Origin of the sequence: Brevundimonas sp. (assembly GCF_035627475.1) — a bacterium.
Classification (GTDB): Bacteria; Pseudomonadota; Alphaproteobacteria; order Caulobacterales; family Caulobacteraceae; genus Brevundimonas.
The window spans coordinates 82579-103470 of record NZ_DASPLR010000040.1; the positions used below are offsets into that span (position 1 = coordinate 82579).

Genomic DNA, 20892 nt, shown 5'->3' on the forward strand with positions numbered 1-20892 from the left:
GCCGCCCTCACTCCGTGGCGACCGGTGCGGCCGGCGCCTGGGTGCGCATGTAGTCGCGCAGCATCTCGTCGAGACTCGGCTCGACGCCCGGGGCGTTGGTCAGCTGTTGCTGGCGCATATAGCCCCAGCGGTCGGCGCTCAGGGCCTGGGCGTCGGCGGGAGTGCGGATGATGGTCGGGCGGATGAAGACCATCAGATTGGTCCGCCCCCGCTGCCGGCTGGTCGAGCGGAACAGGGCCCCGATGCCGGGGATGTCGCCAAGCCCCGGCACCTTGTCGACCGACAGCCGGTCGTTCTGGTCCAGCAGGCCGCCGGCCACGGCGATGTCGCCGTCGTCGACCACCAGGGTCGTCTCCAGCTCGCGCTTGTTCAGCACCAGGTCGCTGGCCGAGTTGGAGAGCACGCCGTTGATGCTCGACACCTCCTGGCGCAGGAACAGGGTGATCGAGCCGCCAGCGTTGATCTGGGGACGGACGATCAGCTTGACGCCGATGTCCTGGCGCTGGGTCGTGCGGAACGGATTGGAGTTGCCGTCCAGCAGGGTCTCGCCGGTGGTGATCGGCACCTCCTGGCCGACGAGGATGGTCGCCTCCTCGTTGTCCAGCGTCATCAGCGACGGGGTCTGCAGCAGGTTGGAGCCGTCGTCGGTCTTGGCGGCGTTGATGATGAAGCCGAACAGGCCGTCGCCGATCCGCCCGCCGCCGCCGCCGACGAAGCCGTTGGCGCCCAGCAGGGTGTTCAGCGCGAGGTTCTGCAGCTGCTCGCGCAGCGGATCGTCCTCGTCGAGCTGGCCGGCCGCGGCGCCGCCGGCGATCGGAACCAGCGGCGTGGCGCTGTCGGAATAGTTGGTAAGGCCGATGGGGTTGCCGTCCTCGCCGGCGAGCAGCCATTGCACCCCGAGCTCGCGCACGGCGTTGTCGGACAGCTCCACCACGATGGCCTCGATCAGCACCTGCTGGCGGCGCTGGTCCAGCTGGCGGATGACCTCGGCCAGCATCCGCTGGGTGTCGCCCGAGGCCGAGATGACCAGGGCGTTGGCGCCGGGGAAGCGGGCGATGGTGGCGCGCTGGCCGGGAACCGGCGCGACGGCGGCGGCGGGCGCGGGCGCCGCATCGGCCTCGGCGGCGCTTCCGACCCCGCCCCGCCCCCCGGCCGGCTCCGCATTGGCGCTGGCCGCCGTCACCGGCTGGCCGACGATCTGCTGCAGCACCGGCAGCAGGGCCTCGGCGTTGGCGTGCTGCAGGAAGATCACCTTGACGTCGTCGGCTGACCGGGCGCGGCGGTCGAGATCCTCGATCAGCGGACGCACCCGCGCCACGGCCGACGGATCGCCGCGCAGCACGACGGAGTTCGAGCTCTCGACCGGCGTCACCGAAACCATGCCCTGCCCCGGCTGTCCGCCCGGAGGGGCGAGCACGGATTGCAGGACCCCGGCGATCTCGCGCGCCGAGGAATTCTCCAGAGTCACCACCTCGAAGCCGGTCCGGTCGACGTCGATGCGGCCGATCAGGGCGCGAATGCGGGCCAGGTTGTCGGCGAAGTCGGCGACGACGACGCTGTTGGCGCCCGCATTGGGCAGCACCTGCCCCTGCGGCCCGACCAGCGGCCGGATGGTTTCGGCGGCCGAGGCGGCGTCGATGTTGCGCAGCTGGAAGACCTCGGTGGCGAACCGCTCCGCCCCCACCGTCGCCGGTCCCTGGGCCGCGCCCTGGGCCGGGCTGATCCGGTAGGCGCCCGAACTGGTCGGCGTCACGACCAGACCATTGGCGCGCAGGGTCGACAGGAAGACCTCGAACAGCTGGGCGCGCGACAGGGGCCGGTCGCTGGTCACCGTCACCGTCCCGGTCACCGCCGGATCGACGATGAAGGTCCGGCCGGTCGACCGGGCCACGTCCTGAATGAAGGCCCGGATGTCGGCGCCCTGAACGTTCAGGGTCTGCCCGCCCGTCTGGGCCAGCGCCACGGGCGCCGCCAGGGGCTGGAGGGCGAGCAGGGCCGCCAGGGCGAGGCCGGGGACGCTGCGGTTCGATCGCTTCAACGGCCTGTCCTTATGGTGGTTGTCTGAACCGCGCCGTTCCGCTCGAAGCGGATTTCGGCGCTGCCGGCGTCGGCCAGCTGGCCGCGCAGGGCGGCGATCCGGGCGGGTCCGTCGAGGGGCTGGCCGTTGACCGCCAGGATGACGTCGCCGGATTTCAGTCCGGCGGCGGCCAACGCCGGGGCGTCGCCGCCCGAGGTCACGGTGAAGCCGTTGATCCTGAGGCCCTGCATGCGGGGACGCAGCGAGGCCTCCGCCACCAGACTGGCGGGGTCGACCGTGGCGGCGCTTGCGGGAGGCGGCGCGGGGGTGACGGTCTGCTCGCCGGCGGGCGGCGGCGGCGGCGGCGGCGCGCCTGTGGGCAGATCGCTGAAGATCAGCCGGCTGAGAGAATCGCCACGCGCCAGCACCACGTGATCGGAGCCGACGGACCGTAGAAGGAGCCCGGGCTCGATGGCCTCGCCGACCGCGACCGACACCTGCCGGCCGTCAGCCAGGCCGATGATCGCCGAGCCGCCGCCCGAGCCGTCCGCACGGACGCCGAACAGCCGCATCTGGCCGCTGCCCGCGGCGGTGTCCTCGGCGAGACTGCTCTGGCCGCCGGTGCGGAAGAAGGCGTCGAAGCGCTGGAAGACGGCGTAGTCGACGGGCTTCACCTCGGGCCGCGTCACCGGGGCTGCCGGGACGTCGACGGGCTCGACGGCGATCCAGACCAGCCGCCCCAGTTGCACGATCAGCAACAGGGCCAGCGTCGCCTCCGCTGCGGTCCTGACGCGGTCCGGGCGGGCCGCGAGGGCCTCGCGCGCTCCCGTGCTCCAGTTGCGAATTGCGCCGATCACGATCGCAGGCCCCGATGGGCCCCGACGGCCCGGAAGCGTCGTAGACCAATCGTCCGTGTCCGGGCTTCACGGGCCCATGACGGTGCGGAGAACTTGCCGTGACGGTTAGGGCGGATGCGGAGCAACTGCCGCATTTCGGCAATCAGGAATGACGAGGCCGCCGCCCGGGAGCGGCGGCCTCGCCGGGCCTCAGAAGCGGGCGCTCAGGCTGACCGTGGCCGAGGATCCGAGGTCGTAGCTGTTGATCCGGATCTTGTTCCCGAGCTCCTGGAACTCGTCGTAATCGGTGTTCAGGAGATTGCGCAGTTCGAGGGCGAAGCCGAGATCGCGGCCCGCATACTCGAAGTCCTTGCGGTACACGAAGTCGAGGAACACGCCCGGGTCCTGGATGTAGTCCGGCTCGCGCGCGCCGGCGGCGCCGGCGCCACGGGCGGTGATCCGCTCGCTGACGTAGTTGACGATCAGGGTCGCCTGCGAGCGGGCGGCGTCATCCTCCCAACCCATCTGCAGATTGGCCACGTGATCGGACTGGCCCTGCAGGCGGCTGCCGTCCTCGATGAAGAAGGACGCCTGCTCGGGGGCGCCGCCGCCGCCCTGGGTGAAGACCACGTCGTCCGGCCCCACCTGCACCTCCGAAGTCGACCAGGTGTAGTTGGCCTGGACGAGCCAGCGCTTGTTGGCGATGAAGGACCAGCCCGCGTCCGGGAACTCGAAATACTTCTTGGCCTCGACCTCGGCGCCATAGACCGTCGCCTTCGGCGCGTTCAGGAACGACTGCTGGCGCTGGTCGCCCGTCAGCACCACGACCGACTCCACCGGCTTGTCCAGATCCTTGTAGAAGACTCCCGCCGTCACATACTGCTGGGGGGCGAAATACCACTCGTACCGGACGTCGGCGTTGAGGATTTCGGTGTCGACCAGGAAGGGGTTGCCGGTGAACTCGCGGTCGCTGTCCGGATCGATGTAGGACTGCGGCGCCAGTTCCCGGAACTGCGGCCGGCCGATGGTCTGCGACACGCCGAGCCGGAGTTGCTGGTCCTCGGCGAAATTCCAGGTCGTGGTGAAGGAGGGCAGGTAGTACTGCTCCTCGATCTCCGTCGCGGGAAACGTGGTGGATCCCCCGAACAGGTCGCGCGGCGTGACCGACTGCTGGCTGTCCTCGAAGCGGACGCCGAGCGTGGTGCGGACCAGCGGGATGATCTCGGCGTCGACCTGGGCATAGACGGCGGCGACCTCGAGCGAGGCGTCGTAGGCGCCGGCTCCGTTGGTGCCCGCCACCTGGCGCAGCTCGATCGTCGTCGGATTGATGTTGAAGTCGGAGTACAGGAAATCGATCCGCGACCGGCGCTGCTCATCGGTCAGCCCGCTCACCGCCGCCAGTTGCAGGTCGTAGCGGGTCGCTTCCCGGCTGCTGTCCATATAGGCCGCGCCAAGGCTGAATACCGCCTCCCGCGCATCCGACAGGGGCAGGGCGTAGCTTACGTCGGCCCCGCCCGAGAGCACGTCCTCGTCCAGTTCGCTGAACGAGATCAGGTTCGACGGATTGTGGATGTAGTCCCCGGCTGCGTTCACGCCGTACTGGAAGCGCGATTCATAGGGCGCGTCCCGGGACGTATGGGCCCAGGCCGCGCGCCAGTCGAACTCGAGCGCCCCGTCCATGAAGTAGTGATCGCCGGCCAGCTGGCTGGAGAACAGCTGACGGACGAACCATTCGGTATAGTCGTCCCGCAGGATGCCGCCGCCGACGCTGAGGTCCGGACCGGCGCTGGTCCGCGCTTCCTTGGTGGTGCTGCGGACGTAGAGATTGGTCCACTTCAGCTCGTGGTCGTTGTTGGTGAGCGACAGCCCGCCCAGCAGGTTCAGCTGCAGGTCGTTCTGGTTGGACTCGAAGGCCTTGCTGGTGACCGGAACGAGGACGTCGCCAGAGAACTGGCCTTCCTCCTGGAAGCCCCGCCGCGTGCTCCAGTTGTTGCTGTAGCCCGCGACCGCGATGAGGCCGAGCGTCCCCATGCTGCTGTCGCTGGAGAAGCCGCCGGCCAGGTCGAAGCCGAAATTCACCGGGGTCGTCTCGCGCTGCAGCAGGCGCAGCGGGGCGTTGACCAGGGACTGGCCCATCACCTGCAGCTCGTCGGTGGAGAAGTTCGCCCGGTTGATCTGGCGGCCGGAGCCGAAGGCCAGGGCGATCGGGCCCGGGATATCCCGCGTGCCGTCGTCGAAGCCGGTGAAGTCGGTGCGGGAGCCGTAGTAGATCAGGCTCTCTTCGTTGGTGGTCTCGGTGTTGGCGCCGATCGAGGCGGACATGTTGAAGAAGGGCTCGCGCGGCGCATCCACGGTGCGAAGGTCGATCACGCCGCCGCCGAACTCGCCCGGGAAGTTCGCGGAATAGCTCTTCTGGACCGTGACGCTCTCGAGGATGCTGGCCGGGAACAGGTCCAGCGGCACCACCCGCTGCAGCGGCTCCGGGCTGGGCAGGGGCGAACCGTTCAGCAGGGCCGACGAATAGCGCTCGCCCAGACCGCGCACATAGATGAACCGGCCCTCGACGATGGTCAGGCCGGTGACCCGCGTCAGGGCGGCGGCCGCGGTCGAATCGCCGGTCCGCTCGAGGTCTTCAGCCGTCAGGAAGGCGGCCACTTCCGAGCTCTCGCGATTGGGCTCGGGGATGTTGCGGCCCAGGACCACGATCTCGTCCACCACGGTGGCCGTGTCCTGATCGGGAAGCGCGGGGCTGGTCTGGGCAAGGGCGGTTCCGGGCGCGATCAGCGCGCTGGTCGCCAGCAGGAGCCCGGTGAGGGTCAGGGGAGCGGTCTTCATGATCTGCGCCTTGGAGAGTTTTAACGGACGGGGCGAAAGCCGGCGGCGGCTCGCTTGAGCCGCCGCCGCGCATCCGTCGTCAGCAGTTCGCGCCGGACGTGAGGCCGCAGGTCCAGCCCTGCCACCAGGTGTCGGAGGCGTTCTGGACGGCGCCGATGTAGGTCGTGGCGGTGAAGAACGAATGGACCGCCGGGGCGTTGGCCGGGGTCACCGCCGTCTCGTTGGCGCCGTTGATGAAGGTCAGCACCTGGTTGCTCAGGCTGGTGCCCGAGGCGGGGGCGGTCAGGGTCGAGGCGCCGGCCGGCGTGTTGTTGGTCCCGGCGGTGAACACCGTCTGCGACCGCGCGGCGTTGGCCGGGCGATACGAGATCCCGCACGACATATAGACCGAGCTGAAGGTCGGCATGCTGGTCTCGGTGTCGGCGTCGGCGATGTCGAGGCAACCGGCCTGCGACCCGGCCACGCTGGTGAACACCGAGTTGATGATCGTCGGGTCGGTCCCCGTGTCGAAGTGGGCCACCGTATGCGCATTGGTCGGCGAGTTGCGGCCGACCAGGGTGAAGTTGGCGATCTTCGGCTGGGACACGAAGCGCGAGGCCAGCGGCGTCGAGGCCGGGGCCGACGAGAACTCGAAGCCCGCGCTGCGGCTCGTCGCGTTCGGCGGACGCTGCGTCACGATGCCGAACTGGGCGCCGCCGCGCCAGCCGGTGTCGGTGTCCAGGCCGTCGTCGTCGGCGCCGGTGATGACCAGGTGGCGCAGGTTGACGGCGCCGCCGAAGATTTCGATGCCGTCGTCCGAGCTGTTGTGGATCTGGACGTGGTCGACCGTGGTGCCCGAGCCGACGCCGGCCATGGTCAGGCCCTGCAGCTCGTTGCCGGCCGAGATTTCGAAGCCCGAATACTTGATCTGGACGTAGCGGATCCGGCCCGAGTTATCGGCCGGGGTGTTGCCGCCGTAGAAGGCGCTGGTGCCTTCCACCGTGCCGGTGCAGGTGACCGGCGCGGTCAGCTGGCAGTTGGCCTGCGGCGCGCGCCCGGCGATGACCAGGCCGCCCCACTGCCCCTGCGAGGTTTCGGTGGTCGTGCCTTCCACGTTCTGGCGGCTGGTGAAGATGATCGGCTGGGTCGCGGTGCCCTCGGCGAAGATCTGCGAGCCGCGGTTGACCAGCAGATAGTCCGAACCGCCCGAGGCGAAGATGCGCACGCCCGCTTCGATGGTCAGGATGCCCTGGGTGCTGCCCGGGGTGGGCGAGGCCGGGTCGATGCCGCGGTCGGTGCCGACTTCGGTGCGGCCGCTGATGGAATAGATGGTGCCGGCGCGCAGCGGCACGGTCAGGGCGCCGAGGATCTGCTGCGGCAGCTGGCAGACCCGCAGGGTGTTGTTGGCGACCAGGCCGACGTTGGCGAAGCCGCTCGGGCAGTCCGCGGCCGGGGTGCCGGGAGGAGGCGTGGTCGGTCCGCCGCCGCCACCCGTTCCGCCGCCGAAATCGCCCTCGCCGGGCGAGGCGACCTCGGCGGAGCCGCAGGCGGCGAGGGTCAGGGCGCTGGCGGAGACCGCGAGCAGGGTTGTCAGTCGAAGGCCGGTCATCGTTTCCACCGTGTCTGGTCCAAAGGATCATTCGGCAGGACGACCGGACGCGCGGTCCCGTCGCGGCGAACTCGCCCCCCTGCCCGGCGCTCTCGATAGAAGGCGGTTGTGACACCGTGGCCGCCGAACCGTGACGGTTGCGGCGCACCTCTGTGAAGTTGTTTTGGCCGTTCGGTGAAACACCGTCCCGGTACGGCGGGATCGTCACAATCGAAGGGTAGAGCTGGCGGCCCGGGGCGTGTCTGAACCGCCTCGAAACATGTGTGACACTCCGGGAAGCCGATGGATTTCAACACAGGGCCCGCGCTTCTCGCCATCGCGCTCGGCGGCCTGGGGCTGCTGGCGGGAAGCTTCCTCGGCCTCGTCAGCCTGCGTCTTCCGCGGGGAGAGGGTTTTGTCGGCGGGCGGTCCCGCTGCCGGGGCTGCGACCGGCCGCTCGATCCATGGCGGCTGATCCCGGTGCTGAGCTATGCGGTTTCGAGGGGCCGGTGCGCCGCCTGCGGGGCGGCCATTCCGATCCGCTATCCGGCGATGGAGCTGGCGGGCGCGGCCATCGGCCTCTGTGCGGCCCTGACCCAGCCATCGATCCTCGCGGCCCTGCTTACGGCCCTGCTCGGATGGCAGCTGCTGCTGATCGCGGTGGTCGACGGCGAGCATTTCTGGCTTCCGGACCAGCTGACCCTTCCCCTGCTCGGAACCGGGATCCTCGCCGCCGCGGTCCTCGACCGGCTCTCCGTCGCCGGCGCCCTGACAGGGGCCGGGGTCGGCCTTGCCGGCCTATGGCTTGTCGGCCGCGCCTACCGCCGCATCCGGGGCCGCGAGGGCCTGGGCGGCGGCGACCCGTTCCTGCTGGCCGCCGGCGGCGCCTGGACCGGATGGACCGGCTTGCCCAGCGTCCTGCTCTGGGCCGCCCTGGGCGGACTGAGCGTGGTCGCCGCGCGCCTCCTGACCGGAGGCCGCATCTCGGGCTCGGACCGCCTGCCGTTCGGCGTCTTCCTGGCGCTGGGCGTGTGGCTGACCTGGCTTCTGGGTCCGCTGGGCCTGCCTCGCTGAACGGCGCGGGCGCCGGCAAACCTTCCCCGAAACGACACAAATCTGAGTTGCCGCTGCGCTAGTTCCGAAGCGGGGACGCCGGGAAAGATGACGACCAAGCGCAAATCCGACGGAGCGGCCGAGGCCCGGAACAACCGCCTGCTGGGCCAGCGCATCGCGCTCGCCCGCTCCGCCAGGGGACTGACGCTGGCCGAGCTCGCCGCCGCCGTCGGCGGCGGTCACCAGCTCATCCAGCGCTACGAGACCGGCGAGATGGCGGTGCCGTTCGGCCGTCTGGTGCAGATCGCCCAGGCACTCGAGACGCCCCTGAGCGCCCTGATCGGCGACGCCTTCGACAGCGGCTCCGCCGAAGATCCGGAGACGCGGGTCGTGCTCCAGATCGCCCGCATCACAGGCCGCCTCCCGCCCGCGAAGCGCGCCGTGCTGGTCGCCCTGGCGAGGGAGCTGGGCCGGCCCTAGCGGCGACCAATGTCCTGTTCCCGCCAGCCCGTCAGGATGGAACACGCCCGCGCCGCAAGCCTGTCTGCGAATTAATCCACCTGTCCAGCTTGTAACTGGAAGCTCCCGCACGGGCGGGAGCACGGTCCGCTCACTTCGGGAGAGGGACCTATGACGAAGACCATCTGGCTGGCCACCGCCGCCCTGTCCGTGCTGGCGCTCCCTGCGATGGCGCAGACCGCGCCCGACCCGTCGCCCACCCCCGACAGCGCCGCCCAGGCTCCCGTGCCGACCGGCCCGGCCCGGTCCGCCCCTGAAGTCGACGCCGCCCAGCGGGGCGTGCTGGTCTTCGAGCCGGCCTTCTTCGCCGACTCCCGGCCCGACACCGCGCTCGACATGATCGCCCGCCTGCCGGGCTTCGGTCTCGACACCGGCGACACCGGCGCCCGCGGCTTCGCCGGCGCCGCCGGCAACGTCCTGATCGACGGCGACCGCCCCTCGTCCAAGAGCGACAGCCTCGACCAGGTGCTGCGCCGCATCTCAGCCGACAGCGTCGAACGCATAGAGCTGATCCGCGGCGGCGCGCCCGGCATCGACATGCAGGGCCAGCCCGTCATCGCCAACGTCGTCCTGCGCCGCACCGTCACGGTCGAGCGGGTGCTCGAGCTCAACACCTACTTCTATCCCGACGGCTATATGGGGCCGATCATCGCCGGGCAGTTTTCGCGCCGCGAGGGCGACAATTCGATCGAGGGGTCGTTCAGCGCCACCACCGACCGCACCGACGGCACCGGCGAGGGCTTCCGCCGCCGCTACGACCCGTCCGGGGCGCTGATCCAGGACGCCGACCTGGTGCTGTGGGACAGGTTCCAGAACGTGCGCGGCACGGGCGCCATCCAGCGCCCGTTCGCCGGCGGCCGCCTGCGGGTGAACGGCCTGCTCGGCTGGGACACCCATGCCTGGTCGCAGGACCTGCTGATCCGCTCGGGCCCCGGCCTCGACAGCTTCAACAACGAGGAGCAGGAGTCGGTCAACGGCGAGCTGGGGCTCAACTGGACCGGCGACCTGTCGCCCCGCCTGGGTCTCGAACTGGTCGGACTGCAGCGCTATTCGGCCTCCGACTACGTCGGAATCTCGGAAACCGGCGCCGACAGCTCGACCTTCTCGGAAGACGCCAGCGTGGGCGAATCCATCGCCCGCGCCGTGCTGCGCTTCCGGCCGAACGACCGCTGGGCCTTCGAGGGCGGCGGCGAGGTGGCCTACAACTTCCTCGACAGCGCCACGGCCTACGAGGAGAACGGCGTGGCCGTCCCGCTGCCCTCGTCGGCGGTCAAGGTCGAGGAGCTGCGCGGCGAGGTCTTCGGTCAGGCCACCTGGCGCCCGAACCCGAAGCTGACCCTCGAGGCCGGGCTGCGCGTCGAGGTGTCCGAGATCAGCCAGTCCGGCGACAGCGACCTGAGCAAGTCCTTCGTCTATCCCAAGCCCCGCGTTCAGCTGACCTGGACGCCATGGGCGGGGCATCAGTTCCGCTTCCGCGCCGAGCGTCAGGTGGGCCAGCTGAATTTCGGAGATTTCGTCGCCTCGGCCGACATCGACATCGGCCAGGTCGAGGGCGGCAATCCCGACCTGGAACCGGACAAGACGACCATCTTCGAAGTGGTCTACGAGCGCCGCTTCTGGGGCGAGGGCGTGCTGGAGCTGTCGGCGGCCCATGGCGAGGTCGAGGACGTCGTCGACATCATCCCCCTGACCGGCGGCTTCGACGGCGTCGGCAACATCGGCGACGGCTCGTTCGATCAGTACCAGGTCCGCCTGACCCTGCCGATGGACCGGCTGGGCATTCCCAACGCCCGGCTGCAGGCGCGCGGCAGTTGGGCCCACACCGAGGTCACCGACCCGCTGACGGGCGAGACCCGCCGCTTCCAGGGCAACCAGGCCTTCGGCTGCGGCGTGAGCTTCAACCACGACCTGCAGGGCGGGAAATGGTCCTGGGGCTTCGACCACGGCTGCAACACGGACAAGGGTCGCCTGTTCCGCGTCCGCGAGGTCCGCGCCCTCTACGCCGAGCCCTTCATCACCCTTTACGGCCAGTGGAAGCCGTCGTCGGACCTGACCATCAAGGTCGACCTCGCCAACGTCAGCGACCGTGAGCTGGGGTACGACCGCGACATCTACACGGGCCCGCGCGACGTCTCGCCGGTCGCCTTCCGCGAGGTGCGCCGCACGAAGATGAGTCCCTGGCTGTTTCTGCAGATCCGCAGGAGCTTCTGACCGCCCGCCCCGCGCTCAAGCAGGCCGAAGGCCGATAGCGCACACGGCACGCGCTCAAGCAGGTCGAAGGCCGATAGCGCAACAAGAAAGCGCTCAAGCAGGCCAAAGGCCGATAGCGCACACAGCACGCGCTCAAGCAGGCCGAAGGCCGGTAGCGCCAACAAAAAAGGGCGGAGCCGCGAGGCTCCGCCCTTTCCCGTCCGGCTTGGCGCCGGCCTAGCCGAGGGTCGAGGTTCCTGGCCGGGCGACGTTGCCGTCTTCCCCGCCACGGTCGGTGAGCGTCGGTCCCGGATGGTTGTCCGGGTCGTTCACGCCGTTGGACCATTTGGCGATGAAGAAGCTGGCCAGGATGAAGGCCACCCCGATGCCCACGCCGACCCAGCCGATGCTGTTGAACGTCGACAGCGAGCTCTGCAGGGCCGCCTGCGGATCGGTCACCTCGCCGCCGACCGTGTTCGTCCCGGCCGTCGCGGCGATGATGCCGCCGAGGAAGTGGGCGATCGACGACGCCATGAACCACACCGCCATCATGAAGCTGACGATCGACGGGACCGAGAGCTTGGTGATCTCCGACAGACCGACGGGGCTCAGGAACAGCTCCCCGGTGGTGTGCAGCAGATAGAGCAGCGCCAGCAGCATCAGCGGCGTCTGGAAGGCCTCGTCGACCATGCCGGACTTGACCCCCCAGACGATCACCAGGAAGCCGAGGCCGACCTGGATGATGCCGAGGCCGAACTTGACCACCGGGTTCGGGTCGACCCTGCGCGAGGCGAGGAAGGCCCAGAGGGCGGCGAAGACCGGCGCGAAGATCAGGATGAAGCCGGCGTTGAACGACTGGGTCTGCGACGCCGTCAGCGAGGTGTTGATCCACCCCCACCAGTTCGACGTGTCCAGCCCGGCCGCGGCCAGCTGGTCCGGCGAACCCACCGGCATGCCGAACAGGGTGTAGGCCTGGCTGGTCACCGCCAGATCGACGTTGCGGTCGGCGAACAGGTTCAGCGACGAACCGGCCTGCTCGAACAGGGTGAAGAACACCGCCGAGCCGAACACCAGCACCATCGCCAGCATCATCCGCTCGCGGGCGACCTTGTCGCATTTGGTGATGATGAACCAGGTGATGAAGCCGAGCGACAGCAGGGTGGAGATGACCAGGCCGATGCCGACGAACATGTGGTTGGAGACGATGAAGGTCGCCAGCAGCCCGACGCCGACGAAGGCGAGGATGTAGATCAGCCATTCGCGGTTGATCGGTCCCAGGACCGGCTTCCGGATCAGTTCGGGATAGGGGCTCTCGCCCTTGCCCTGCAGCAGCTTCTTGCCGAGCACGAACACGATCAGGCCGGCGAGCATGCCGACGCCGGCGAGGCCGAAGCCCCATCCCCAGCCGTAGGTCTGGCCGAGGAAGCCGCACAGCACCGCGGCCCAGAACGAACCGAGGTTGATGCCGTAGTAGTACAGGGTGAAGCCGGAATCCCGGCGCGGATCGCCCTGCGGATACAGCTGGCCGACCAGGGTCGAGATGTTCGGCTTGAGGAAGCCCACGCCCATGATGATCAGCGACAGGGCGAGCCAGAACACGTTCAGCCCCAGGGGATCGCGCTGCTCCTCGAAGGAGAAGTCCTCCTGATCGAGCGACGCCGGCAGCGAAGCCGTCGCCGGAAGTCCCTCGATGTTCAGGCCGGCGGTCGTCGGCATCGGATAATCACGGCCGGCCACCTGGATGGTGGTGCGGGTCTCGCCGTCCTCGGTCACATTGCGGACCGGATAGGTCTGGCCGTTGTAGGTCAGGGTCTGTTCCGTCGTCACCGTCCGCTCGACCTCGACCAGATCGCCCAGGACCGCCCAGGCCGGCTTGTCGACCTCGACCGGGTCCGTGATCTGGTAGGTGTCCTCGGCCAGCGTCGCCGGCAGGCCCGGAGCGCCCTCGATCTGCAGGCCCGAGGCTTCCCGCTGCGAGAAGGCGTAGGGCTGGCCGTCGACCAGCAGGCGCGTCTGGCGATTGTCGCCGCGGCCTTCGATCTGGACCTGGTACGTCTGGTCGCCATAGACCAGCGTCTGGGTCGCCGCCCGGCCCTCGAACGCCATCAGGCCGTGGCCCATGACCAGCAGCACCGCGCCGAACATGATCGCCTTGCGCGTGCCGATGTAGCGGTCCGCCACGATGCCGCCGATCAGCGGCAGCAGATAGACCAGCGAGCCGTAGGTGCCGTACTGGCCGGACGCGAAACGGTCATCGAAGAGGAAATGCTGGGTCAGATAGAAGATCAGCAGCCCGCGCATTCCGTAGAACGAGAAGCGCTCCCACATCTCCGCGAAGAAGCAGGTGATCAGCCCCTTCGGATGGTTCTTGAGGATCTGCAGAAGTACGGGAATGCCCGTGACGAGGGTGACGACCACCCCCAGCAAGATGACTAAATTCATGCCAAACCTTTGACTGCGGGGACGCACTGCCCTCGATTGAAGGCGCGCGAAACCGCGCACCTCGCCTCCCCTGACGAAGCGGCGATAGGACCACCGTGCAGCAGCCTTTACAAGCCGTAACCGATCGTGAGAGGCCTCGCCCGCTGCTGTGAAGGACCGCCCGCCATGCTGACACGGCGCGCATTGACGCTCTCCGCCGCGGCGGGAACCGCGCTGGCGACCGCCTGTTCGCGGGCGCCCGTCGCCGTCGGCGGCGATGTCGTCGCGGCCGGTCAGCCCGCCGCCCTTCTGGTCTGGGCCGTTGCGCGCGAGCGGCTCGCCGGCTGGCCGCGCAGGCCCGACGCCGGCGCGCTGGCGGCCCTGCCCGCGCCCGCCGCCGACCTGCCGGAGATCGGCGCCCTGGCCGGCGGCGGCCGACCCGCCGCGCCCGAGGCCGTCGCCGCGCTGCGCCCCCGGCTGGTCATCGACTACGGCGACGCCGACCCCGAGCACCAGGAGCTGGCTGCGCGCATGCAGGCTCGTCTCGGGGTCGACTGGCGGCTGATCGACGGCGCCCTGCCCCATATCCCCGAGGCGCTGCGCGAAACCGGTCGCCTGCTCGGCGCCGCCCGCCGGGGCGACGAACTCGCCGACGCCGCCGCCGGCGTCATCGCGGGCTGGCGCCGCGCCCCCGCCGGCCGGGCCTTCTACTACGCCCGGGGAGTCGACGGCCTCGAGACCGGCTTTCGCGGCGCGCTCGCCACCGAGGTGCTGGAGGGCGCCGGCTGGACCAATGTGGCCGAGGGCTCGCGCGATATCGGCCGCGTCACCCGCGAGCAGGTCGCGGCTTGGGATCCGGAGGTCGTCGTCACCCTTAGCGCCGAATTCGCCCGGGCGGCCGCCGGCGATCCGGTCTGGCGACGGCGGCGCGACGGCGGCCGGCGCGGCCTCCTGCTGCTGCCGGCCACGCCGTTCGGCTGGATCGACCGGCCGCCGTCGATCAACCGCCTGCTCGGCTGCGCCTGGCTGGCCGATCCGCATCGCGCCTGGATGGATCTGACCCTGCTCAGCCGACAGCTCTACGGCTGGGCCCCGGCCGAAATTCCCCGCCCGCGGTGGATCCCCTGAGCGCCCTGCGCGCCTCGGCCGCGCCCCTGGCCCTGGTGCTGCTGGCCCTCGCCGGAGCCGCCGCCGTGCTCGCCACGGGCCCGCTCGCCGCCTCGCCGGGCGCCCTGCTCGCCGCCCTCTTCGGCCAAGGTCCGCCTGAGGCCGAGCTGGCCCTGGCCCTGCGCGGCCCGCGCCTGCTGGCGGCGATGAGCTGCGGCGCGGCCCTCGCCGGGGCGGGCGCCGGCTTCCAGATCCTGTTCCGCAATCCGCTCGCCTCGCCCGACCTGCTGGGCGTCACCTCGGGCGCGGGCCTCGGGGCGGCCCTCGCCCTGCTGCTCGGCGCCGGCGCGGTGCTGGTCCAGGGCGCGGCCTTTGCGGGAGGCCTGGCCACGGGCGCGGTCGCCGTCGCCTGCGCCGCCCTGACCCGCAGCGGCGACGGCCGCCTCGCCCTGATCCTGTGCGGCATCGTCGCCGGGGCCCTCGCCTCCGCCGGCCTCGGCCTCGTGGTCATCGCCGCCGAGCCCTATTCGCAGCTGCCGTCGATCACCTACTGGCTGCTCGGCTCCTTCACCCGCGCCACGGCCGGCGAGGCCGCGCTGGCCCTCGTTCCGGCCGGCCTCGGGGCGGCGATCCTGCTCTGGCTCGGCTTCCGGCTCGACGTCCTGTCGCTCGGCGACGAGCAGGCGCGCTCGCTCGGACTGAGGGCCGCGCCCCTGCGTCTTCTGGCTCTCGCCGCCGCCGCCCTGATGACCTCCTCGGCGGTTTCCGTGGCGGGGATCGTCGGCTGGATCGGCCTGCTCGCCCCCCACGCCGCGCGCCGCATCGTCGGTGAGCGCGCCGGCCGGCTGATCCCCGCGGCCATGGCCGTCGGCGCCCTGTTCGCCCTGCTGATCGACCGGCTGTCCACCGCCTTCGGTCCGGCCGAGCTTCCCGTCGGCCTGCTCTCCGCCGCTGTCGGCGCCCCCGCCTTCCTCGCCCTGTTCGTCGCCACCTCGAGGCGGGCGTGAAGGCCCTCGTCCTCCACGACCTCGTCGCCGGCCGCCGCGTGCGCCGGGGCGCCGGTTTCCGCCTGCCCCCGCTGAGCGCGAGCTTCGGGCCCGGCGAGGTCGTGGCCCTGATCGGCCCCAACGGCGCCGGCAAGACCACCCTGCTGAAGACCGTGGCCGGCCTGCTGCCGCCGCTCGCCGGCCAGATCGACCGCCCCGGCCCCGTGGCCTGGCTCCCGCCGCCCGGAGCCGTCTCCGCCGGCTTCTCCGCCCTGCATCTGGCCGCCCTGGGCCGCGCCGTCCGGCGGCGCTGGTCTCCCGGCCTGACCCCCGACGACGTCGACGCCGCCCGCGCCGCCCTGGCCCGGCTCGACATCTCCGACCTCGCCGACCGACCCTTCGACCGCCTGTCCAGCGGCCAGCAGCAGCTGGTCCTGATCGCCCGCCTGTTCGTTCAGGACGCCGCCGTCTGTCTGCTCGACGAGCCGCTGGCCCTGCTCGACCCCGCCCATGCGCAGGCCGTCGAGGCGGCGATCCGCGCCCTCGCCGCCGAAGGCCGCATCGTCCTCGCCTCGACCCATCACCTCCCGTTCGCCGCCCGCGCCGACCGCGTGCTGGCCATCGGCCCGGACTGGATCGAGGCCGCCGCCCCGGCGCACGCCCTCGGCCCCGATCGCATCCGGGCCCTGTTCGGCGTCGAGACGCCCGGCTGCCCCTGCTGCGGTCAGGCCTTGAGTTGAGGATGGCAGGAGGTCAGACCTCGACCAACTCCAGCCGTCGTTCGACCCGCTCCATCCGCTGGTCGAAATTATCCATGCGGCGGTTGAGGCTGTTCACGTTGGCCTCCAGTCCGGTCAGACGCACCTTGATGTGGTGCATGTCTTCCTTGATGTTGGCCATATCGGTCTCGATGCGTCCAAGCTGCGCCTGGATTTTCTGAAGCACCGGAACGACGATTTCGGTCATCTCCGACATGGCGCATAGATAGCGCGAAATGAAGGATTACGCCATGAAAGCCCTTTCGCGCGCGACCCTCGCCGCCGCCCTCGCCCTGCTCGCCCTGCTCGCCGCGCCCGTCGCCGCCCAGGCTGTGCCCGACAACGTCACTGTGGAGGTTCCCCGCTGGTCCTTCGCCATCCACGGCGGCGCCGGGGTGATCGAGCGCGACAGCCTGAGCCCCGAGCAGGACGCCGCCTATCGCGCCGCGCTCAAGCGCGCCCTCGACGCGGGCGGCGCGGTTCTGGCCAACGGCGGCTCCGCCCTCGACGCCGTGCAGGCCGCGATCCAGATCATGGAGGACGATCCGCTGTTCAACGCCGGCCGTGGCGCCGTCTTCACCGCCGCCGGACGCAACGAGCTCGACTCCGCCATCATGAACGGCGCCGACCGCACCGCCGGCGCCGTCGCCGGCCTGACCACCACCCGCCACCCGATCGCCGCCGCCCGCGCCGTCATGGAGCGGTCGCCCCACGTCATGCTGATCGGCCAGGGCGCCGACAGCTTCGCCGCCTCGGTCGGGCTGGAGCAGGTCGACCCCTCCTTCTTCTTCACCGAGCGCCGCTGGCAGGGCCTGGTGCGCGCGCTCGAGGGCCAGAACCAGCCGATCCCGGAACGCCCCGCCGGCGCCCCCTCGCCCCAGGCCGCCGCGGATCTTCCCGCCCCGCCGCTGAACGAGCGCAAATTCGGCACCGTGGGCGCCGTGGCCCTCGACAGCCAGGGCCGCCTCGCCGCCGGCACCTCGACCGGCGGCATGACCGCCAAACGCTGGGGCCGCGTCGGCGACGTGCCGGTGATCGGCGCCGGCACCTACGCCTCCAACGCCGACGGCTGCGCGGTGTCCGCCACCGGCTCGGGCGAGTATTTCATCCGGGCGACCGTGGCGCGCGACATCTGCCACCGCACCGCCGCCGGCGCCGGCGTGCAGACCGCCGCGGAAGCCGAAATCGCCGACGTCGGCTCCATCGGGGGCGACGGCGGCGTCATCGTCATGGGGCTCGACGGAACCCCCGCCTTCGCCATGAACACCTCCGGAATGTACCGCGGCGCCGTCTCGGCGAGCGAGCCCGCCCGCGTCGCCATCTACGGCGACGAGGCCCTGCGCCCGTGACTGCCCGGCGCGACACCCCCGGCGTCATCGCCCCGCCGCCGCTGATTTATCTCGGCTTCCTGCTGCTCGGCTGGGTCATCTTTCGCTTCGTAGCGACGCCGGGACTCGTCGGCCCCGTCGCCGCTGCTTGGCTGGGCCTCGGCTTCGGCATGGAGACACTGTCGCGCCGCATCGTGGCCCTGGTCCTGGTCATCGGCGGCCTGCTGCTGGACGGCGCCGCCGCCGGCCATTTCCGCCGCCTCGGCACCGCCGTGGAGCCCTGGAAGCCCAGCACCGCCCTCGCCACCGGCGGCCTCTACCGCCTCAGCCGCAACCCCATCTATCTCGGCTTCGCCATCACCTACGTCGGCCTGGCCATCGCCATGGACAGCGTCCTCGTCCTGCTCCTGCTGATCCCCTGCCTGCTCGTCGTCGACCGCTTCGTCATCGCCCGCGAGGAGCGCTATCTGTCGGCCAGATTCGGGGCGGAGCACGACGCGTACCGCGCCCGGGTGCGGCGATGGCTGTAGCCCCCGGCTCCCGCCCCGATCCGAAGGACGAGCTGTCCCTGATGGCGATCGAGGAGCTCGACGCCGCCTGCGCCCTGGCCTGGCCCGAGATCAAGGCCATCACGCCCTGGGGCGACAGCTTCACCGGCTTCGCCCCCTCCGGCCGCGAGGTCGAGGTCGAGCGCCGCTACCTCTGGGCGCATGAGCCGGAGGGCGCCGTCTCCGTCGAGGTCGAGGTGCGCGATGTCGGGGCCCGCACCGGGGCCGAGGCCAAGGCCCTGATCACCCCCGACTGAGCCGCTCGCTTCGGCGGCGAATCCACCCCGCCGTTAACCTTTACCGTTGCCAACGGGTGCGGTCAGGGCAAGATGCGCCGTCCGCGAACGGCGGTCGGTCCAGCGGGGAGCTCCATGTCCTACGGCGACGATTTCGCCACCGTCGACACGGCCGGCGCGCCGCTCGATCCGACCATCATGATCGGGGCCGACCCGGTCTTCTGGGGCGCCGTCCTGCTGGCCTTGCTGGTGGCCGCCATGATCGGCTGGCTGATCGGCGGCGGCTCGCGATCGAAGCGGATCGACGCGGCCGGCGACATCTGGGAGGCGATTGACGAGGCCGCCAAGGCCGCCATGAAGGCCGACACCGAGTCCCTGCCCGCACACGCCTCTCACCTTCAACGCGTCCTGGGCGCCCGGCTCGGCAAGACCCTGGCCTTCGGCGGCGACCTCGGCAAACGCGTCAAGGCGCTCGACACGGCCCTGAAGGGCGAGAGTGAGGACAAGGGCCATCACCCCGCCCCGGCGCCCACCTCTGAGGCCGGGCACGGTCACGACGGGCACGGCGTGGGAGACGCCGGCCACGCGGCCTCTTCCGCCGCAGCCAGCGTCACCATCGTCTCGGTCCACGCCCCGTCGGCGCCCGTCCACCCACATCCCCACCCGCCCGAACACGGCAGGCGGCCGATGTCGACGAAGGAGCGCAACGACGCCCTGCGCCTCGCGGTGGCCGATTTCAACGACTACTGGCGCCACCGCTCCGCCCGCGAGAACGACATGCGCGCCGTGGTGGCCGAGTTGTGCAACCCGGGGCCGCGCCGCCCGCGCCTCAGCCACGGCGGCGATCACCACTGACGCAGGCTGTTTCCCCGGCCGCAGAAACCCCCTAAGCCTGAGGCATGAAACTCGCCTCGCTCAAGCACGGCCGCGACGGCCGCCTCGTCCTCGTCTCCAGCGACCTCGCCTGGTTCACCGACGCCTTCCTGATCGCCCCGACCCTGCAGGCCGCGCTGGACGACTGGGACCGGGTCGAGCCCGACCTGCGCGCCCTGGCCGAAAGCCTCGAACACGGCGGCGTCCCGCGCGGCCGCTTCCACGAGCGCGAGGCCGCTTCGCCCCTGCCCCGCGCCTATCAGTGGGCCGACGGCTCCGCCTATGTGAACCACGTCGCCCTCGTCCGTCAGGCGCGCGGCGCCGAAATGCCCGACAGCTTCTGGACCGACCCGCTGATGTACCAGGGCGGCTCCGACGGCTTCCTCGCTCCCCGCGACCCCATCCCGCTCGCCGACGAAAGCTGGGGCTGCGATCTCGAGGCCGAGGTCGTGGTGGTCACCGGCGACGTGCCGCAAGGCGTGTCGCGCGAGGAGGCCCTGACGCACATCCGCCTCGTCGGCCTCGTCAACGACGTGTCGCTGCGTAACCTGATCCCGGCCGAACTGGCCAAGGGTTTCGGCTTCGTCCAGTCCAAGCCGGCCTCGGCCCTGTCGCCGGTCTTCGTCACCCCGCGCGCCCTCGGCGACCGCTGGCAGGACGGCAAGCTGAAGGGCCAGCTGAACGTCCAGCTGAACGGCCAGGACTTCGGCAAGGCCGACGCCGGCGTCGACATGACCTTCGACTTCGGAACCCTGATCGCCCATCTGGCGAAGACGCGCAGCCTGTGCGCCGGGACCATCATCGGCTCGGGCACGGTCTCCAACCGCGACGCCGACGGCGGCCCCGGCAAGCCGGTCAGCGAGGGCGGCCTCGGCTACTCCTGCATCGCCGAGGTCCGCACCGTCGAGACCATCCTGCGCGGCAAGCCCGAGACCCCCTTCCTCCGCCACGGCGACACCGTCCGCATCGAGATGCTGGACGACCAGCACCACTCCATCTTCGGCGCCATCGAACAGACGGTGGAGCCGGCCTGATGCCTAGCGCGGTCCTGGCGGCCGTCGTGGCCATGGCTGCGACCCCCGCCTTCGCGCAAGAGGGAGGCGACGACTGGGACCTGACCGTCGACGAGGCGCAGGGCGTGACCCTGGCCACGGTCGGCTATTCGAGCGGCCAGGCCGTCGCGGTCCGTTGTCGCGGCGGCGAACTCGACGTCCTCGTTTCCGGACTGCCCCCGATGGAGGGAGCCAGCCGTCGGATCGAGGCGACCTACCGGGACGGGCGGACGGAGGCCGGTTCCTGGATCACCGCCAACGACGGCTCGCTGATCTTCAGTCCGGCCCCGGCCATCGATGCGCGCCGACTGCGACAGGGTGGACCGCTGCAGCTGTCCGTCGCCCTCGAATCTCCGACGACCAGCCCGCTTCGCCGCTATTCCCTCGACCTGCCCACGCGGTCGGCCAACCTGGATCGTGTGCTGGACTCCTGCGGCGCCCGGGCGCCCGATCCGCGCGACGACCTGGTCCGCTGGAATCTACCGATCGGCACGACCGATCTCTGGCGCCGCCAGCCGGTCCCCGACTATCCGGAAGCGGCGGCTCATCTCGGTTCGGGATTCGCC

General features: G+C 70.8%; 17 protein-coding genes. 11 read left to right on the top strand and 6 right to left on the bottom strand.

The window, feature by feature from the left end; all coding sequences use genetic code 11:
• Positions 1–7 precede the first annotated feature (7 nt).
• The 4 genes from gspD to VEA62_RS10815 form a co-directional block, all read right to left on the bottom strand.
• On the bottom strand, positions 8–2038 hold the full coding sequence (gene gspD / locus VEA62_RS10800; protein ID WP_324821489.1) for a type II secretion system secretin GspD: 2031 nt from the start codon (positions 2036–2038) through the stop codon (positions 8–10).
• Positions 2035–2874: a type II secretion system protein N gene (locus VEA62_RS10805; RefSeq protein WP_324821491.1), complete on the bottom strand. Its 840-nt coding sequence runs from the start codon at positions 2872–2874 to the stop codon at positions 2035–2037. Before VEA62_RS10805 ends, gspD begins: the two co-directional genes overlap by 4 nt.
• Before the next feature lie 189 nt (positions 2875–3063).
• Positions 3064–5688 (bottom strand): TonB-dependent receptor domain-containing protein, encoded by a 2625-nt coding sequence (locus tag VEA62_RS10810; RefSeq protein ID WP_324821493.1) that lies wholly within the window; start codon positions 5686–5688, stop codon positions 3064–3066.
• A gap of 79 nt (positions 5689–5767) precedes the next feature.
• Positions 5768–7276: a hypothetical protein gene (locus VEA62_RS10815; RefSeq protein ID WP_324821494.1), complete on the bottom strand. Its 1509-nt coding sequence runs from the start codon at positions 7274–7276 to the stop codon at positions 5768–5770.
• A gap of 282 nt (positions 7277–7558) precedes the next feature.
• Between VEA62_RS10815 and VEA62_RS10820 the strand changes: the two genes are divergently transcribed.
• The 3 genes from VEA62_RS10820 (at position 7559) to VEA62_RS10830 (ending at position 11038) form a co-directional block, all read left to right on the top strand.
• Positions 7559–8329, top strand: a complete 771-nt coding sequence (locus tag VEA62_RS10820) for an A24 family peptidase (protein ID WP_324821496.1) — start codon at positions 7559–7561, stop codon at positions 8327–8329.
• An 87-nt stretch (positions 8330–8416) separates the two neighbouring features.
• On the top strand, positions 8417–8788 hold the full coding sequence (locus tag VEA62_RS10825; protein WP_324821498.1) for a helix-turn-helix transcriptional regulator: 372 nt from the start codon (positions 8417–8419) through the stop codon (positions 8786–8788).
• A gap of 150 nt (positions 8789–8938) precedes the next feature.
• Complete coding sequence (locus VEA62_RS10830) at positions 8939–11038, top strand: TonB-dependent receptor plug domain-containing protein (RefSeq protein WP_324821501.1); 2100 nt, start codon at positions 8939–8941, stop codon at positions 11036–11038.
• 216 nt (positions 11039–11254) lie between these two features.
• On the opposite strand, the gene VEA62_RS10835 is transcribed toward VEA62_RS10830, so the two are convergent.
• Positions 11255–13459 (bottom strand): oligopeptide:H+ symporter, encoded by a 2205-nt coding sequence (locus VEA62_RS10835; RefSeq protein ID WP_324821502.1) that lies wholly within the window; start codon positions 13457–13459, stop codon positions 11255–11257.
• A 165-nt stretch (positions 13460–13624) separates the two neighbouring features.
• On the opposite strand from VEA62_RS10835, the gene VEA62_RS10840 reads away from it, so the two are divergent.
• Genes VEA62_RS10840 through VEA62_RS10850 form a run of 3 tightly spaced genes read left to right on the top strand, consistent with a single transcriptional unit; the run spans position 13625 to position 16271 of the window.
• On the top strand, positions 13625–14566 hold the full coding sequence (locus VEA62_RS10840) for a hypothetical protein (protein WP_324821504.1): 942 nt from the start codon (positions 13625–13627) through the stop codon (positions 14564–14566).
• A complete protein-coding gene (locus VEA62_RS10845) occupies positions 14554–15552 on the top strand; it encodes an iron ABC transporter permease (protein ID WP_324821506.1) in 999 nt (332 codons plus the stop codon). The genes VEA62_RS10840 and VEA62_RS10845 overlap by 13 nt, the downstream gene beginning before the upstream one ends.
• Positions 15549–16271 carry an ABC transporter ATP-binding protein gene (locus VEA62_RS10850; RefSeq protein ID WP_324821508.1) on the top strand — a complete coding sequence of 241 codons (723 nt, stop codon included), beginning with the start codon at positions 15549–15551 and terminating at the stop codon, positions 16269–16271. The genes VEA62_RS10845 and VEA62_RS10850 overlap by 4 nt, the downstream gene beginning before the upstream one ends.
• Positions 16272–16284: 13 nt before the next feature.
• Here the strand turns inward: VEA62_RS10850 and VEA62_RS10855 are convergent, their stop codons facing one another.
• Positions 16285–16506: a hypothetical protein gene (locus VEA62_RS10855; protein ID WP_324821510.1), complete on the bottom strand. Its 222-nt coding sequence runs from the start codon at positions 16504–16506 to the stop codon at positions 16285–16287.
• 34 nt (positions 16507–16540) lie between these two features.
• Between VEA62_RS10855 and VEA62_RS10860 the strand changes: the two genes are divergently transcribed.
• The 5 genes from VEA62_RS10860 to VEA62_RS10880 all read left to right on the top strand — a co-directional run bounded on the left by VEA62_RS10860 (position 16541) and on the right by VEA62_RS10880 (position 20308).
• A complete protein-coding gene (locus VEA62_RS10860; RefSeq protein ID WP_324821512.1) occupies positions 16541–17638 on the top strand; it encodes an isoaspartyl peptidase/L-asparaginase in 1098 nt (365 codons plus the stop codon).
• Positions 17635–18147 (top strand): isoprenylcysteine carboxylmethyltransferase family protein, encoded by a 513-nt coding sequence (locus tag VEA62_RS10865; RefSeq protein WP_324821514.1) that lies wholly within the window; start codon positions 17635–17637, stop codon positions 18145–18147. The genes VEA62_RS10860 and VEA62_RS10865 overlap by 4 nt, the downstream gene beginning before the upstream one ends.
• Positions 18138–18422, top strand: a complete 285-nt coding sequence (locus VEA62_RS10870; RefSeq protein WP_324821517.1) for a hypothetical protein — start codon at positions 18138–18140, stop codon at positions 18420–18422. Before VEA62_RS10865 ends, VEA62_RS10870 begins: the two co-directional genes overlap by 10 nt.
• Before the next feature lie 114 nt (positions 18423–18536).
• Positions 18537–19256 (top strand): hypothetical protein, encoded by a 720-nt coding sequence (locus VEA62_RS10875; RefSeq protein WP_324821518.1) that lies wholly within the window; start codon positions 18537–18539, stop codon positions 19254–19256.
• A 44-nt stretch (positions 19257–19300) separates the two neighbouring features.
• Positions 19301–20308 carry a fumarylacetoacetate hydrolase family protein gene (locus tag VEA62_RS10880; protein ID WP_324821520.1) on the top strand — a complete coding sequence of 336 codons (1008 nt, stop codon included), beginning with the start codon at positions 19301–19303 and terminating at the stop codon, positions 20306–20308.
• Positions 20309–20892: the final 584 nt, after the last annotated feature.

Bases quoted from the DNA above. Each gene is read 5' to 3' on its own strand.
- VEA62_RS10810 (WP_324821493.1), bottom strand. From the start codon at position 5,688: ATGAAGACCGCTCCCCTGACCCTCACCGGGCTCCTGCTGGCGACCAGC.
- VEA62_RS10815 (WP_324821494.1), bottom strand. From the start codon at position 7,276: ATGACCGGCCTTCGACTGACAACCCTGCTCGCGGTCTCCGCCAGCGCC.
- VEA62_RS10820 (WP_324821496.1), top strand. From the start codon at position 7,559: ATGGATTTCAACACAGGGCCCGCGCTTCTCGCCATCGCGCTCGGCGGC.
- VEA62_RS10825 (WP_324821498.1), top strand. From the start codon at position 8,417: ATGACGACCAAGCGCAAATCCGACGGAGCGGCCGAGGCCCGGAACAAC.
- VEA62_RS10830 (WP_324821501.1), top strand. From the start codon at position 8,939: ATGACGAAGACCATCTGGCTGGCCACCGCCGCCCTGTCCGTGCTGGCG.
- VEA62_RS10835 (WP_324821502.1), bottom strand. From the start codon at position 13,459: ATGAATTTAGTCATCTTGCTGGGGGTGGTCGTCACCCTCGTCACGGGC.
- VEA62_RS10840 (WP_324821504.1), top strand. From the start codon at position 13,625: ATGCTGACACGGCGCGCATTGACGCTCTCCGCCGCGGCGGGAACCGCG.
- VEA62_RS10855 (WP_324821510.1), bottom strand. From the start codon at position 16,506: ATGTCGGAGATGACCGAAATCGTCGTTCCGGTGCTTCAGAAAATCCAG.
- VEA62_RS10860 (WP_324821512.1), top strand. From the start codon at position 16,541: ATGAAAGCCCTTTCGCGCGCGACCCTCGCCGCCGCCCTCGCCCTGCTC.
- VEA62_RS10870 (WP_324821517.1), top strand. From the start codon at position 18,138: ATGGCTGTAGCCCCCGGCTCCCGCCCCGATCCGAAGGACGAGCTGTCC.
- VEA62_RS10875 (WP_324821518.1), top strand. From the start codon at position 18,537: ATGTCCTACGGCGACGATTTCGCCACCGTCGACACGGCCGGCGCGCCG.
- VEA62_RS10880 (WP_324821520.1), top strand. From the start codon at position 19,301: ATGAAACTCGCCTCGCTCAAGCACGGCCGCGACGGCCGCCTCGTCCTC.